This window comes from Tumebacillus lacus (assembly GCF_026410385.1).
Taxonomy (GTDB): domain Bacteria; phylum Bacillota; class Bacilli; order Tumebacillales; family Tumebacillaceae; genus Tumebacillus; species Tumebacillus lacus.
Window position 1 is genome coordinate 218,332 of sequence record NZ_JAPMLT010000001.1, and the last position, 15,073, is coordinate 233,404.

The window sequence follows — 15,073 nt, forward strand, 5'->3', positions numbered from 1 at the left end:
GAAAAAGGTTGCGGAAATACTACGCCTACGGTTCTCTTGTCTCGAAGGTAGCGATCATGTATAATATTTACCAAGTGACTGGTACGGGTTAATGGTGACGCGAACTAGGACAAGTCTTTTTTTGATACGGTTATCTGATTTGGAGGTGTAGAGTTGAGCAAGAACAACAACAAATTGTCGATCATCCCGTTGGGCGGCGTAGGGGAGATCGGCAAGAATATGACAGCGTACGTGTACGGAGATGACATCATTGTCGTCGACACCGGGTTGAAATTTCCGGAAGAGGAAATGCTCGGGATCGACATCGTCATTCCGGACATCACGTATTTGATCGAAAACAAAAAGAAGATCCGCGGTGTCTTCTTGACGCACGGACACGAGGACCACATCGGAGGTCTTCCGTATTTCCTGAAACACATCAACGTGCCGGTGTACAGCACTCGACTCACTCTGGGTCTGGTCGAAGGCAAACTTCGCGAACACAACCTGCTCGACGTCACCAAACTCATCACGATTACGAACAAGAGCATCATCAAAGCGGGTGTCTTCACCATCACCCCGTTCTACAACAACCACTCGATCCCGGACACGGTCGGTTTCGCAATCGACACGCCGGAAGGGGTCGTCGTTCACACGGGCGACTTCAAATTTGACTTCACCCCGGTCGACGGGCGGAAGGCCGACTTCCACACCCTCGCTGCACTGGGTGAAAAGGGCGTTCTGGCTCTCTTGTCCGACTCGACCAACGCAGAGCGTCCGGGCTACACCATGTCCGAGCGCGTCGTCGGCCAAACCATCGATGAGACGTTCCGTCAAGCGGACCGCCGCATCATCCTCGCGACCTTTGCGTCGAACCTGCACCGGATTCAACAGGTGTTTGAGTCGGCCGAGCGCTTCGGGCGCAAAGTCGCCATCGTCGGCCGCTCGATGGTCAACAACATCAACATCGCCATCGAACTGGGTTATCTGAACGTGGCAAAAGGCACGATCATCGACCCGGACGATGTGAACAAGTTGCCGGCCGACAAGGTCGTCATCCTCTCGACCGGTTCGCAAGGCGAGTCGATGTCGGCACTGACCCGCATGGCGCGCGCGACCCATCGCAAAGTCGAGATCATGCCGGGCGACACCGTCATCATCGCGTCCTCGCCGATCCCCGGCAATGAAAAGCACATTTCCCGCACCATCGACCAACTGTTCCGCATCGGTGCGAAGGTCATCTACCAGCAAGTCTCCGGCGTTCACGTCTCCGGTCACGGTTCGCAGGAAGAGCTGAAACTGATGCTCAACCTCGTCCAGCCGAAGTACTTCATCCCGGTTCATGGTGAGTTCCGCATGCTCAAGCGTCACGTGGAACTGGCGACCTCTACCGGCGTTGAGCGGGAAAACTGCTTCATCGTCGACATCGGTGACTCGATTGAGTTCCAAAACGGCCGCGGCCGTGTCGGCAGCAAAGTGCAAGCAGGCACCGTTCTCATCGACGGCCTCGGAGTCGGCGACGTCGGCAACATCGTCCTGCGCGACCGCAAGCTGCTCTCGCAAGACGGCATCCTCGTCGTGGTCGTCACGCTCTCCAAACAAGACGGTGCGATCCTCTCGGGTCCGGACATCATCTCCCGCGGCTTCGTCTACGTCCGCGAATCGGAGAAGCTGCTGGAAGAGGCGAACCGCATCGTCACGCAAACGCTCCAGCGCATGGTGGCAGAAAACGTCAACGAATGGTCTTCGCTGAAGACCGGCGTACGTGACGCGCTCTCCCGTTTCCTCTTCGAGCAAACGCGTCGTCGTCCGATGATCCTGCCGATCATCATGGAAGTCTAATTCATAATCGTCACATCCAAAGTCCGGTCGATCTTCGACCGGACTTTTTTGCATGATCGGGAAAAAGGTGGCTCATACTAGCGGTGAGAACTGTTAGGAGGATGGTCACATGCAAGAATGGAGAAACGGCCAGATGGACATGCCGCCCGGCATCACCCCGCAGGGACCGGGACCGTCCGGACCGCCTGGGATGCCGCCCCTCGATCAACCGATGATCAAAGGCCCGGTCGACAACATCCAAGCGATCGGCACAACCAACGTACCGTCGACCGACCAATCGAACATCTATTGCATCACAGTGATCGGACAGGTGGAAGGACATGTCGTCCTGCCGCCGCAGAATAAGACCACCAAATACGAACATATCATCCCGCAACTCGTCGCGGCTGAGCAAAACAACTCGGTCGAAGGGGTGTTGATCATCCTGAACACCGTCGGCGGCGATGTCGAGGCGGGTCTCGCGCTCGCAGAAATGATCTCCTCGCTGTCCAAGCCGACCGTCACGCTGGTGCTCGGCGGCGGGCACTCGATCGGCGTGCCGATCGCCACGGCGTCCGACTACTCGTTCATCGCCGATACGGCCACGATGACGATCCACCCGATCCGTCTGACCGGACTTGTGATCGGGGTGCCGCAGTCGTTCGAGTATCTGGAGAAAATGCAAGAGCGCGTGATTCGATTTGTTACCACGCACTCGGCCGTCACGGAAGAAAAGTTCCGTGAGCTGATGCTGAAAACGGGGGAACTTGCCCGCGACATCGGCACCACCGTCGTCGGCCGCGACGCGGTCAACTATGGCCTGATCAACGAGATCGGCGGCATCGGTCACGCGATCCGCAAGCTCAACCAACTGATCGGGGAACGCCGTTCGCAGCCGCAGGGCAGTGAGGTGATCCAGTAATGTTGATCTGGTCCACGATGCCGGAGGAGTTTATCTTTGAAGGCATGGACAACGCGACGTACAATTGGATCGAGGCAGAGGTGCAAGGCGTGAAGATGCTGGTCGAACCGAGCGCCGATCAACCGGGCTATGCCAAGGTGATTCGCTTGCTCTGTCCGAAACCGGCCAGCTATATGCGGGCCGAGTTTGCTCCGGGGCAGACCGTCTGCCTCTTTCAACAATAAGGAAGAAGCCGTCCGAGCGGGCGGCTTTTTTCATTTTTTAGAGAGGGGAGTTGAAGGAAATAGCGGGAATTTGGAGAAACTTTCTAAAGGCAAAAAGGAGTACAGAACGGAGAATGACGCATGGCGAAATCCACGAAGAGCAAAAGCAACAAGAGCAGCCAAAAAGGCAGCAGCAAACTCGATTCAACCAAGCGTTTTATCAAATTTGAAATCATCGGTCTCTCGCTGATCACGCTGGCGATCCTCGGTCTTGCCGCTTCCGGCTGGGTGGGCAAGACGATCGACTCGGTGTTTATCTGGCTTGGGGGCAACTTTGACTGGTTGCTGGAGAGCTATCTGATCTACTGCGCCCTGTATCTGATGATTCACCGCCACCGGATCGTGATGAACGCCCGGCAGTGGGGCTTTCTCGTCTTTTTATTGGTCGTGTTGACCTGGTCGCATATGAACCTGTACGACTCGATCCACCTGCCGCATATGAAAGAGACGCCCGATATGTTTGGCGTTACGTGGGAGCGCATCGGTTTGCAGGTCGACTACAACTCGACCGTGCCGGTGGCATCGAACGGACAGATCGCGGCCAAACCGTCTGCCGGCGGCGGATTGATCGGCTACGTTTTTTTCATGTCGACGCACGTGCTGTTTGACACGGCGGGCACGTTGTTCGTGCTGATCATGGGCAGCTTGATCTCGGTGATCCTGATCACCCGCAAATCGATTGTCGCCGTGCTGGGCGAAGGCCGTCAGCGCGCCGCCAACCGCATGGCAAACACCTATGAGTCAATGCGCGAATGGGGCGGTCTGCTCCGGGAAAAGCGGGAGCAAAAGCAACAGGAAAAAGAACAGCGTCGCCAGGAGAAAGCGGCTGCCCGCGACGATGACACGCCGCCGTGGGAATCGGATGAGGAAGAGCTGGCCGTCGCGGCAGAAACGACAGTCGCCGTCGCCGATCAGGAGATGTCCTTTACTGTCTCCTCCTTCGCCGATCAATTGCTCGCCGAGCAGCGGGAGGAGAAGGCGGACGAGGAGGACCTCGACATTCCGGTCCAACTGCCGCGCTTCATGCAGGACGACAATTCCCCGCAGATCAAGGTGCAGTTCCCGGTGGAGCCCGTTCCGCCGATGAAGCCGGTCGATCTGCCGCCGAAAAAGCCGCTCCCCGTAAAAGGGGTGCCGGGCCTTGAGGCAGCGCCGCCCGATCTGGCGTTGGAACTGACGCCCCGGATCGAGGACGAGCACTACGAGATCCCGCCTTTGACCCTGCTGGACATGCCAAAGGGCGGCGCGCGCAACGTCGGCGTCAACTCGGTCAAGCAGAACGCCAAAAAATTGGAACAGACCTTCGACAGCTTTGGCGTTTCCGTCAAAGTGGTCAACGCGCAGATCGGCCCGACGGTCACTCAATATGAGGTGCAGCCGGCCACCGGCGTAAAAGTCTCCAAGATCGTCAACCTCGCCGACGACATCGCGCTGGCTCTGGCAGCCAAAGACATTCGGATCGAAGCCCCGATTCCCGGCAAATCGGCCGTCGGCATCGAAGTGCCGAACTCCGAGGTCGCCGTCGTCACCTTGCGCGAGGTGCTTGACGTGCCGGAGTTTTCCGGCGGTGACTCCAAGCTCACCGTCGCGCTCGGTCGTGACATCTCCGGCCGTCCCATCGTCGGCAATCTCGCCAAGATGCCGCACTTGCTCGTCGCCGGGGCGACCGGCTCCGGCAAATCGGTCTGCGTCAACGGGATCATCACCTCGATCCTGTTCAAGGCCAAACCGTCCGAGGTCAAATTTATCATGGTCGACCCGAAGATGGTCGAGCTGAATGTCTACAACGGTATTCCGCACTTGATGGCTCCGGTTGTCACCGACCCGCGTCGTGCCGCCTACGCGTTGAAAAAGGTCGTCGCGGAGATGGAGCACCGCTATGAGCTGTTTTCCAAGACCGGCTGCCGCAACATCGACGGCTACAACGCGCTGATGAACGAAAAAGGAGCCCAGCCGCTCCCGTTTATCGTCGTCATCGTCGACGAGCTCGCCGACCTGATGATGGTCGCTCCCGGCGACGTCGAGGACGCGATCATCCGTCTCGCACAGATGGCGCGGGCGGCGGGCATTCACATGATCATCGCCACCCAGCGTCCGTCGGTCGACGTCATCACCGGTGTTATCAAAGCGAATATCCCGTCGCGGATCGCCTTTGCCGTCTCCTCGCAGGTTGACTCGCGCACGATCCTCGACAGCGGCGGTGCCGAAAAATTGCTCGGACGCGGCGACATGCTGTATCTGCCGGTTGGCGCGAGCAAGCCGGTGCGCGTCCAAGGCGCGTTTCTCTCCGACGCGGAGGTCGAGCGCGTGGTCCACGCGGCCAAGTCGCAGCAGGAGGCGCACTACACCGTCGACCTGACTCAACCGGCGGGTGATGAAGGGAGCGGGGGAGGCGACGACGATGTCGACGACCTGTTCTACGACGCGGTCACTTTGATCGTCGACAACCAACAGGCGTCCGTCTCCTTGATCCAGCGCAAACTGAAAGTCGGCTACGCACGGGCCGCCCGTCTCGTCGATCAGATGGAGGATCGGGGCTTTGTCGGACCGTTCGAAGGCAGCAAACCTCGCGAAGTGCTCGTCACGCGCGACCAATGGATGATGATGCAACAACAGGCAGCCGAATAAGGCTGCCTGTTTTTCCATATGATGACATGGGTAGGGGCAAATCATGTTGTTTGTTTATCTTTTTTGTAAATGTGACAAAATATCTCTAGCACAGAAGGGTCGAAATATGTAGAATAGGAACTGGTGTCAGACATCTGACCGGGGAGGTAACAGTGAATCAATTGCGTCTGGACACACGCCCCTTGTACATGCTGGTCATCGACCGCATCAAAGATCAGTCAGCGAATGGTGAATGGCCGCCGGGCACTCGTCTGCCTTCTGAATTTGAACTTGCCAAACTGTTTGGCGTCAGTCGCGCGACCTTGCGAGAGGCATTGCGCGTTTTGGAGGAAGAGGGAGTCGTAGTTCGCCGGCACGGCATCGGCACGTTCATAGCAGAGCGGTCTGTCGTGCAGGCAGGCATCGAGCAGTTGTTCAGCGTGACCGAATGGATCGAACGGGCAAACCGCATACCGGGCACCATTGGATTGACAGCAACGGAAGGCGAAGCATCTCCGGAAGATCTGGAGCGGTTTGGCCTCAACACACCTGAGCCGTTTTGGTTTATCACGCGCATTCGCACCGCCGACGGAGATCCGGTCGTCTACTGTGAAGACCGCATCCCGCAGTCGGTGTTGCCAAGCGGGCTGAACGAGTTCTCAGGCTCGATCTTCACCGACTTGGAGCGAGTCGGCCGGACGATCGCGTACGCTGAGACGGCGATCAAACCGATCGCAGGCCACGAGATTGTCTTTCCGGCGCTTGGTGTTCGGGAAGGAGACGCTCTGTTGCTCTTGGAGCAGATGCACTTCGATTCAAACGGCTGTCCAGTACTGCTGTCGGCGAACTACTTCCGCACCGACACGTTCCATTTTCATGTCTTGCGTCGGCGTCCCTGATGTTAGAACGCACGGAAATGGGAAACATGAGAAGGTACATACCAGTTCTCGCAGCTATGTCTGACTGCATTCCGCACACCGAATTGTTCAAATCATGAAAGCGAGGGAACATTGGAGATGAAAGGTAAAAAACTGATGAGTGCCGCGTTTGCCGGCATTCTCGCAGCATCCATGCTGGCAGGCTGCGGCACATCCGATAACAAAGACGGCGGCGGTGCTGCCGGCGGCGATCAAGGCAAAAAGATGAACATCGCGATGGTTACCGACGTTGGCGGCATCCACGACAACTCCTTCAACCAAGCAGCATGGGAAGGCCTGACCCGCGCCAAAGAAAAGCTCGGCGTCGAAGTCAAAGTCCAAGAGTCCAAGCGTGCGGAAGACTACACGCCGAACCTGACCTCCTTCGTCAAGTCGGGCACCGACCTGACGTGGGGCATCGGCTTCCTGATGGAAAACGACATCAAGAAAGTCGCAACGGAAAACCCGGACTCGCACATCGGCATCATCGACTCCAACCTCGGCGGCGAGATCCCGAAAAACGTTGCGTCTGTCACCTTCAAAGAAGAAGAAGGCTCCTTCCTGATGGGCGTTCTGGCTGGCAAAATGACCAAGAGCAACAAAGTGGGCTTTGTCGGCGGCGTCAAGTTTGCGCTCATTGAAAAGTTTGAATACGGTTTCAAAGCGGGCGTGAAGTCGGTTAACCCGGGCGCAGAAGTCATCGTGGCGTACGCGGATGCATTTGACAAGCCGGACAAAGGCAGTCTGCTGGCTTCCCAGATCTACCAACAAGGCGCGGACATCATCTTCCACGCTTCCGGCGCAACCGGCGACGGCGTGTTCAAAGAAGCGGTCGAGCGCGGCGCGAACCACTGGGTCATCGGTGTAGACCGCGACCAGTCCAACCTGGCTCCGAAAAACACCCTGTCCTCCATGGTCAAGCGCGTAGACAACGCAGTCTACCAAGTCACCGAGCAACTGAAAAACGGCAAGTGGTCCGAAGTGGCGGGCAAGAACACCGTGCTCGGCCTGAAAGAAGACGGCGTCGGCTACGCTCCGACCACCAGCACCAACACTCCGCAAGACGTGATCACCCTGATGGACGACTACAAGAAAAAGATCGTCGCAGGAGAAATCAAAGTCCCGGCGACCGCAGAAGCGTTCAACAACTTCAAGTAAAAATTTGATCCTGATCTAAAAGCCAAGGCTGGTGCGAACGTTCACATCAGCCTTGTTTTTGGATAAAGGCACGGAAAACGGGGGGAAAGGCCTGTGCCAGCAGTAGTCGAAATGCTGGGAATCACGAAACGATTTGCCGGCTTTACAGCAAATGATCACATCAACCTGGTTGTGGAGAAAGGCGAGATCCACGCCCTGCTCGGCGAAAACGGGGCGGGGAAATCGACCCTGATGAACATTCTCTTCGGTCTGTATCAGCCTGACGAAGGCCAGATCAAGATCCGGGAGAAAGCGGTCAAGATCACCGACCCGAACATGGCCAACGACCTCGGGATCGGCATGGTGCATCAGCACTTCATGCTGGTTGAGCCGTTTACCGTCACCGAAAACATCGTGCTCGGCGTCGAACCGACCAAGGGTCTCAAGATCGATATCGCACAAGCGGAGCGAAAAGTCTCGGAACTGTCTGAGCGCTACGGCTTGAAAGTCGATCCGCGCGCCCGAATCAAAGACATCTCCGTCGGCATGCAACAGCGCGTGGAGATTCTCAAAACGCTGTATCGGGGCGCGGAGATCTTGATCTTCGACGAGCCGACCGCCGTTCTCACGCCGCAGGAGATCAAAGAGTTGATGGAGATCATGCAAAATCTCGTCCGCGAGGGCAAGACGATCATCTTCATCACGCACAAACTCAAAGAAATCATGGCGATCTGCGACCGCGTCACGATCATCCGTCGCGGCAAGTATATCGACACCGTCTCGATCAACGAGACCAACGTCGATGACCTCGCCGCCAAGATGGTCGGCCGCCACGTTTCGTTCACCGTGGAAAAAACGCCGCCGCAGCCGAAAGGGCCGGTGCTGGAAATTCGCGACCTGATCGTCGAGGGCAACCGGGGTGTCGACGCGCTGCGCGGTCTGTCGCTGGAGGTCAAGGCCGGCGAGATCCTCGGCGTGGCCGGGATCGAAGGCAACGGCCAGTCGGAATTGATCGAGGCGATCACGGGACTTCGCAAGACCAAGACCGGTTCGATCAAGCTGAACGGCTCTGAGATTCAAAATCAACCGCCGCGCAAGATCACCGAGCGCGGTGTCGGACACATCCCGGAAGACCGTCACAAACGGGGTCTCGTGCTGGACTACTCCATCGGCGAGAACATGGTGCTGCAAACGTACTACAAGTCCCCGTTCGCCAAAACGGGCGTCCTGCAACGGAACGCGATCTTCGAATACGCTCGCAAGCTGATCAAACAGTTCGACGTGCGGACTCCGAGCGAAGACACGCCTGCACGGGCACTCTCCGGGGGCAATCAGCAAAAGGGCATCATCGCGCGGGAAGTCGACCGCAACCCGGACCTGCTGATCGCCGCGCAACCGACCCGCGGTCTGGACGTCGGTGCCATCGAGTTTATTCACAAAAAGCTGGTCGAGCAGCGGGATGCGGGCAAAGCTGTTTTGCTCCTGTCGCTCGAACTGGACGAGATCTTAAACGTCAGCGACCGCATCGCGGTCATCTATGAAGGCCGCATCGTCGGGATCGTGAATCCGGAAGAAACCGACCACGACCAACTCGGCCTGATGATGGCCGGCGGCGCAAAGTCGTAAGGAGGGGAGACGCAGATGAACAATTCTACATCCAGATGGAATGCGTTTCTCGTTCCGGTGATCGCGGTCGTGCTGGGCATTCTGTTCGGGGCTGTCCTGATGCTGTTGATGGGCTATGACCCGATCCTCGGGTACAACCTGATCTTCCAAGGCATCTTCGGCAGCGAGTACTTCTTGGGCGAGACACTGCGCGCTGTCACGCCGCTGATCTTTGCCGGTCTCGCAGTCGCGTTCGCGTTCCGCACCGGTCTGTTCAACATCGGCGTCGAGGGTCAGTTCATCATCGGCCAGCTCGCCGCCGCGTGGGTCGGCATGAGCTGGGATCTGCCGCCGGGCCTGCACGCGCTGGCCGCTGTGATGGTGGCGATGATCTCGTCCGGTCTGTACGCCGGATTTGCCGGTTGGCTGAAAGCGCGCCTTGGCGTGCATGAAGTCATCACCACGATCATGCTGAACTACATCGCGCTGTTCAGCGCCAACTACATCATCCGCAACTTCCTCAAAGGGCAAGGCGAGCGCACGGCCGACATCCTGCCGTCCGCGTCCTTGACCTCCGAGTTTTTACGTACGATGTTCGACGGGGCCCGCGTCAACTGGGGCTTGATCATCGCGCTGATCTTGGCTCTCGTCGTCTGGTTCCTGCTTTGGAAGACGACCCGTGGCTACGAACTGCGCGCCGTCGGCTTCAACCCGCACGCTTCCGAGTATGCCGGGATGAACGTCAAGCAGAACATCATCCTTTCGATGGTGATCTCCGGCATGCTGGCCGGTGCAGGCGGTGCGGCCGACACGCTGGGTGTCTACGGCTACATGAACATCTCCGCCGGCTTTACCGGAATCGGCTTTGACGGCATCGCCGTCGCGCTGATCGGCACCAACCATCCGTTTGGCGTCATCCTGGGTGCCCTGCTGTTCGGCGGCCTGTCCTTCGGCGCTGACAACATGCAGCGCGTGGAAGGCATCCCGACGGAAAGTATCCGCATCGTCATCTCGATGATCATCTACTTCGTCGCCGCTTCGGCGATTGTCCAATCGGTACTCGGCTATCTGCGCCGTCGTCGGGAGGTGCAAGCAAAATGAGCATGATCGATATGCTGATCACGATCTTCAGTGGCACCTTAATCTATGCCACGCCGCTGATCTTCACCGCGCTGGGCGGCGTCTTCTCGGAGCGATCCGGCGTGGTCAACATCGCACTGGAAGGCCTGATGGTCATCGGTGCGTTCACCGCCGCCGTCGTCACGATCTGGACCGGTGAGCGGATGGGGATCTCCCCGGCGCTTGCGCCGTGGCTCGGCGTGCTGGCGGCGATGGTGGCCGGTATGCTGTTTGCCCTCTTGCATGCGTTTGCTTCCATCGACCTGCGCGCCGACCAAGTCGTCAGCGGTGTCGCCTTGAACTTCCTCGCCGCGGGCGTGGCGATGTTCATGGTCAAGAAACTGTTCGAAGGGGCGGGGCAGACGACCACCGTTCAGCACGCCTTCTCCAAGTTCGCAATCCCGGGACTGAGCTCGATCCCGCTGATCGGGCCTGGTTTCTTCAACGTTTACGCGCTGACCTACCTCGCGATCATCCTCGTGGCGATCTCGTGGTACGTTCTGTACAAAACGCCGTTCGGTCTGCGCCTGCGCGCCGTCGGTGAACATCCGGCAGCTGCCGACACCGTCGGTGTCAACGTTCGCCGCATGCGCTACATGGCGGTAATCATCTCCGGGGGCTTGGCCGGCATCGGCGGCAGCGCCTTGTCGATCGCCATCTCCTCCTCGTTCCAGCACGCGACCGTCTCCGGTCACGGCTTCATGGCGTTGGCGGCGATGATCTTCGGCAAATGGCATCCGAGCGGCGCGCTCGGTGCTGCGCTGTTCTTCGGCTTTGCAACGGCACTCGGTGTGTCCGGACAGGTCCTCGGCCTGACCGCGTACGTTCCGAGCGAACTGCTCAACGCCCTGCCGTATCTGCTGACGATCCTCGCACTCGCAGGTGTCGTCGGTCGTGCCGAAGCTCCGGCAGCAAACGGCAAGCCGTACCAAAAAGGCAGCCGCTAAATTTTACAGGCACAGGAAAAAAGACGGAGAGGCGTTCTCTCCGTCTTTTTCTGTGCGGCTGTGGTACAATGGAAGGAAAAGGAGGGAGATTGGCGCGTGAAACAGACTCAATCTCTGGAGCATTTGGTCCAAGAGCAAAAATTAACCCTGCAAAAAGTGGCGGAGCAAACGGGCGTCTCGCTGTTGGCTCTCGAATACATGGTACAGAATAACAGCGTGCCCAAGCGGCACATCGCCCAAAAGATCTCCAAAGTCTTGAAACTGCCGGTCGGAGAGATCTGGCCGGAGTTGGGGCAATAAAAGGAACTCGATCACTAAAACAGGCACCTTCCGCGCATCCTAAAAGGAAACGGAGCGGAGGTGCCTGTTTGTGCGTTCTGATGCGTTGAAAGTAATCAACCTGTACGAGGTCCCGATCACCGATGTGAAGCGACTGGTCGATGTGTTGCAAAGCGATCTGAAAGAATATGAAAACCTCGACGCCGACTTCGAACCGGGAACGGAAGACACGATCAAGCGATTCTTGTCAGAACTCAGCCGCCATCTGGACTGAGGCGCTGAGAAAGCCATTCGCAAAAGGAGGAGATGTCATGCCGCCTTCCATGTGGTGGACAGCCAACGGGATCTGGGTGCTGACGATCGCCGCGACGGTCGGCGTGCTCGCGTGGCTAATCACTTACCGCCGTCGCGGACGCAACCGGTAACGAAAAAGCCGCCGTGTGCCGAGAGCCAGGCGGCTTTTTTCTGTCCGCAATCAACGCCATTTGTTGGTGCGAATGATATACGCCTGCGTAAAGCCGACGCCCAAGTTGCGCGTTTCGCGCAGCAGAGCCCGCACGATCGACTCGTGGCCGTTTTGCATCAGTGTCTCGATGATCGTCTGGGTGGTGAACGGTTCGCTCATGCCTTCCTGCACGTCCGGATCGTGTTCCAGATCATCCAGCCACTCGTCGCTGTAATGCGGACCGAGCCGTTCTTGATAGGCTTTGCGGTAGAGATCCTTTACGGAAAAAGGCAACTCCAGCGCTCTCAGGTAAAAGTCGAGCTGATAGAGAGCTTGATCACTCGTGTACTTCGATTGATTGTAATGGTCGTGTGCCATCTGCAACTCCCCTTACCTTGACCGTCGGATACACTATGTATATTCATGATAGCACAGGAATTGTTTTTACAAGCGAAAGTTTTTGATACAATGGGGAGCAGAAGACAAACAGAGGGGAGTGCAGAGTGGTGGGTGCAGATTTTTCGATGGCGTTTTTGTTTATCCTGTTCGTTGTCTTGTCGTTCGTCTTCGTGATGCGGGCCGCAAAAAAGAAGAAAAAATAGGAACTTCGTCAGAGCGAAGTTCCTTTTTTATTTGGAGCAGGCTCGATACTCCTCCAAGGAGCGTCGATAGAAAAACATCGCGATCACAGCGGTGACCCCGACGAGCAGAAAGGATGTGCGAATCGCCAGCGCATCCTGAAACCACGCAGCTCCCCCGATCAACACGAGGATCGACAGGCAGCGTCCCAGATTGACAGCCGCCTCGCGGATGACCAGATACTCCACCTTGCGATGCACCGCTTGCGGCAGGCGGCCCATCACATCGTACGTCAGGCAGGAGTAGGGCACGAGCAAGATCGGCGTGAACAGCGAGTTCATGATGCCGAACACAAACAGGGAGAAAGTGTTGACTTGGAACAACAGGAGCAACACAGACCCGCCCAGCGCAAACGAGGCGACGGTGACAAACGTGCTGCGGCGCTCAAACGTGAGAAACCGTTTGACAAAGTAGTAGGAGAGCAGTGACAGCACCGACGTCAGCAGCAGATAGCGGCTGGCCAGCAACTCGTTTTTCGTGACGAGAAAGACCAGCAAAAAGGGCAGAAAATACAGTGTCCCCTCGCGGAACCCCATCAGCAGGGCGACAGTCAGCGTTCGTTGCCACAGTGCCCGATGTTCTTCCGGACGAAACCCTGCGTACAGATCATAAAGAGGAGGTCCTGAGCGCAGTTTCAGCCACCACGTGATCAGGACGGCAGCCAAGAAAAAAGAAAAGGAGAGGATGAACAAAATCCGGTACCCGACATCGGCGAACATCGAAAGCACCTGCCCGGCGAGCAACGGGGCGACACCGGCCGCGACGGCGACGAGAAACCCGTTGGCACCGTTGAACTGATCGCGCGTCTCAGGTTCGGTCACTTCAAACACCAACACACTGAACGACAGCCAGTAAAAGCCCGCGCCAAATCCTTGCAGACAGCCAAGCCAGGCATAGACGGAGCCCACCCGGGCTCCGAGCAAGAGAATCAGCACGTAGAACAGCGCGAGGATGCCGATTCCGAGCCGCAACGTGTACAGCCGGTCGGATCGTTTGGCCAGCCAACCGGCGACCGCAAAACCGATTGCGGTGAACACAAAGATGTAGAAATTGAAGATCGCGATCTGTTCGAGATCCTTGAGCAACTTCCACAAATAGATGTTCAAAAACGTGTTCGACAGGGCGCTCGCTCCCGCAAACAGCACGTTGATCATCAAGAGCCACTTTCCGTCCTTAGGCAGCGGTTCCCGATGGACTTCTGCGATGCGAATGGCCGATCGCCTCCTCCTCGTCGAAGAATGTACAGTTCTAATCTTTCCCGACCAGAAAGCAGTCTACTATGGAAAAATCCTCATCTCCCGCGCGGGGTATGTTATACTAAAGCTTGATACTGTAAGCAGGAGTGTTTGATTCCGTCATGAAAACATATACAGGACGAGGGCTGTTAGCCGCCTTGCTCATCGCCGTTATGATGACCGGGTGTCACAAGCCGACGTTCGATCATCTAGAATCCAAGGAAACGAAATGGTCGCTCGCCGTGATCGCAGCGGCGGGCGACGAAGCAGAAAACAACGCATTGCAAGCGGCTGTCAACAAAACAGCACAGGAGAAGTCTGTCACCGCGCAGGTTCGCTTTGTCAAACCTGAGGAGGCAGCAGCCGCTTTGGAACAGACCGCACAGATGCAAGGTCTTGATCTGGTCGTGCTGGGCACGCCGGTCGACAACCTCGCAGATGTCGCCGCCAAGCATCCCCAGTTGCGATTTGCCGTGGCAGGGGAAGGTGCAACAGAAGGAACCAACGTGCGCCGAGTGGCACTGGAGCGCAAACAACTGCTGTTTCTCGCCGGTTTTTTAGCCGCTGAAGCGAACAAGCAGTCCAGCGAGCCGATTACGGTGCTCGTCGACAAAGTCCGTCCGGCCACCGACCCGGACTGGCAGATGATCCTCGCGGGCGTGATCTACGGCGGCCGCAAGGACGCGCCGGTGCAGGTGCCGGCCTCTGCGTTTGCCCCGCAGCAGGAGAGCTCACGGACGGGCACGCAACCCCGAACTCCGCAGCCAAAGCTCAGCGGACGGGGGTTGATCTTCCTCGACAGCACGGAGCGGACTGCGCCGGAGTCGGCGTTTGCCGCGATGCGCAGCAAGGGGATGGTGCTGATCCGCACCGATCAGGACAGCCGTCCGATCACTTTGCAAGAGCGGGTCGCCGCCCTGCCGGCCACCGTGCTGGATTCGATGATCGGCGAAGAGGCGGGCGTGCTGACCTCAGGCAGATGGGCAGGCGATCAGACCGCCGCTCTCAAACAAAAAAACCAGTATGATCTGCGGCTGCCGGAACTGTTTGCCGACCGAGGGTTGGCGACCCGTCTTGAACAGATCGAAGAACTGCTTGCTGCCGGACGCGTCCAGCCGGAGAGCTTCCTCTCGGCGCGCCGCGATTGAAATCGGACAG

At 57.7% G+C, this 15,073-nt stretch carries 14 protein-coding genes; 12 read left to right on the forward strand and 2 right to left on the reverse strand.

What is annotated here, in order from left to right; all coding sequences use genetic code 11:
- The first annotated feature begins 153 nt into the window (after positions 1-153).
- The 11 genes from OS242_RS01195 to OS242_RS01245 all read left to right on the forward strand — a co-directional run bounded on the left by OS242_RS01195 (position 154) and on the right by OS242_RS01245 (position 11,870).
- Positions 154-1,821, forward strand: coding sequence for a ribonuclease J (locus OS242_RS01195; protein WP_267149826.1), 1,668 nt, complete (start codon positions 154-156; stop codon positions 1,819-1,821).
- 190 nt (positions 1,822-2,011) lie between these two features.
- On the forward strand, positions 2,012-2,722 hold the full coding sequence (locus OS242_RS01200; protein WP_267150409.1) for a ClpP family protease: 711 nt from the start codon (positions 2,012-2,014) through the stop codon (positions 2,720-2,722).
- Positions 2,722-2,946 carry a YlzJ-like family protein gene (locus OS242_RS01205; protein WP_267149827.1) on the forward strand — a complete coding sequence of 75 codons (225 nt, stop codon included), beginning with the start codon at positions 2,722-2,724 and terminating at the stop codon, positions 2,944-2,946. The genes OS242_RS01200 and OS242_RS01205 overlap by 1 nt, the downstream gene beginning before the upstream one ends.
- 120 nt (positions 2,947-3,066) lie before the next feature.
- Entirely contained in the window at positions 3,067-5,613 is a 2,547-nt protein-coding gene (locus OS242_RS01210; protein WP_267149828.1) for a DNA translocase FtsK, read from the forward strand.
- 152 nt (positions 5,614-5,765) lie between these two features.
- Positions 5,766-6,491 (forward strand): GntR family transcriptional regulator, encoded by a 726-nt coding sequence (locus OS242_RS01215; RefSeq protein WP_267149829.1) that lies wholly within the window; start codon positions 5,766-5,768, stop codon positions 6,489-6,491.
- A gap of 117 nt (positions 6,492-6,608) precedes the next feature.
- Entirely contained in the window at positions 6,609-7,667 is a 1,059-nt protein-coding gene (locus OS242_RS01220; protein ID WP_267149830.1) for a BMP family lipoprotein, read from the forward strand.
- A 93-nt stretch (positions 7,668-7,760) separates the two neighbouring features.
- Positions 7,761-9,272, forward strand: coding sequence for an ABC transporter ATP-binding protein (locus tag OS242_RS01225; RefSeq protein ID WP_267149831.1), 1,512 nt, complete (start codon positions 7,761-7,763; stop codon positions 9,270-9,272).
- A gap of 15 nt (positions 9,273-9,287) precedes the next feature.
- The gene (locus tag OS242_RS01230; protein ID WP_267149832.1) at positions 9,288-10,352 is read left to right on the forward strand and encodes an ABC transporter permease; all 1,065 of its coding nucleotides are present in this window, start codon (positions 9,288-9,290) and stop codon (positions 10,350-10,352) included.
- Positions 10,349-11,317 carry an ABC transporter permease gene (locus OS242_RS01235; protein WP_267149833.1) on the forward strand — a complete coding sequence of 323 codons (969 nt, stop codon included), beginning with the start codon at positions 10,349-10,351 and terminating at the stop codon, positions 11,315-11,317. Before OS242_RS01230 ends, OS242_RS01235 begins: the two co-directional genes overlap by 4 nt.
- A 96-nt stretch (positions 11,318-11,413) precedes the next feature.
- Positions 11,414-11,617: a helix-turn-helix domain-containing protein gene (locus OS242_RS01240; RefSeq protein ID WP_267149834.1), complete on the forward strand. Its 204-nt coding sequence runs from the start codon at positions 11,414-11,416 to the stop codon at positions 11,615-11,617.
- Between the two features lie 70 nt (positions 11,618-11,687).
- Complete coding sequence (locus OS242_RS01245) at positions 11,688-11,870, forward strand: hypothetical protein (protein WP_267149835.1); 183 nt, start codon at positions 11,688-11,690, stop codon at positions 11,868-11,870.
- Between the two features lie 201 nt (positions 11,871-12,071).
- Here the strand turns inward: OS242_RS01245 and OS242_RS01250 are convergent, their stop codons facing one another.
- Positions 12,072-12,419, reverse strand: a complete 348-nt coding sequence (locus OS242_RS01250; protein WP_267149836.1) for a hypothetical protein — start codon at positions 12,417-12,419, stop codon at positions 12,072-12,074.
- Positions 12,420-12,670: 251 nt separating this feature from the next.
- Positions 12,671-13,834 carry an MFS transporter gene (locus tag OS242_RS01255; protein WP_267149837.1) on the reverse strand — a complete coding sequence of 388 codons (1,164 nt, stop codon included), beginning with the start codon at positions 13,832-13,834 and terminating at the stop codon, positions 12,671-12,673.
- Positions 13,835-14,037: 203 nt separating this feature from the next.
- Between OS242_RS01255 and OS242_RS01260 the strand changes: the two genes are divergently transcribed.
- Positions 14,038-15,063 (forward strand): type 1 periplasmic-binding domain-containing protein, encoded by a 1,026-nt coding sequence (locus tag OS242_RS01260; protein ID WP_267149838.1) that lies wholly within the window; start codon positions 14,038-14,040, stop codon positions 15,061-15,063.
- Positions 15,064-15,073 lie beyond the last annotated feature (10 nt).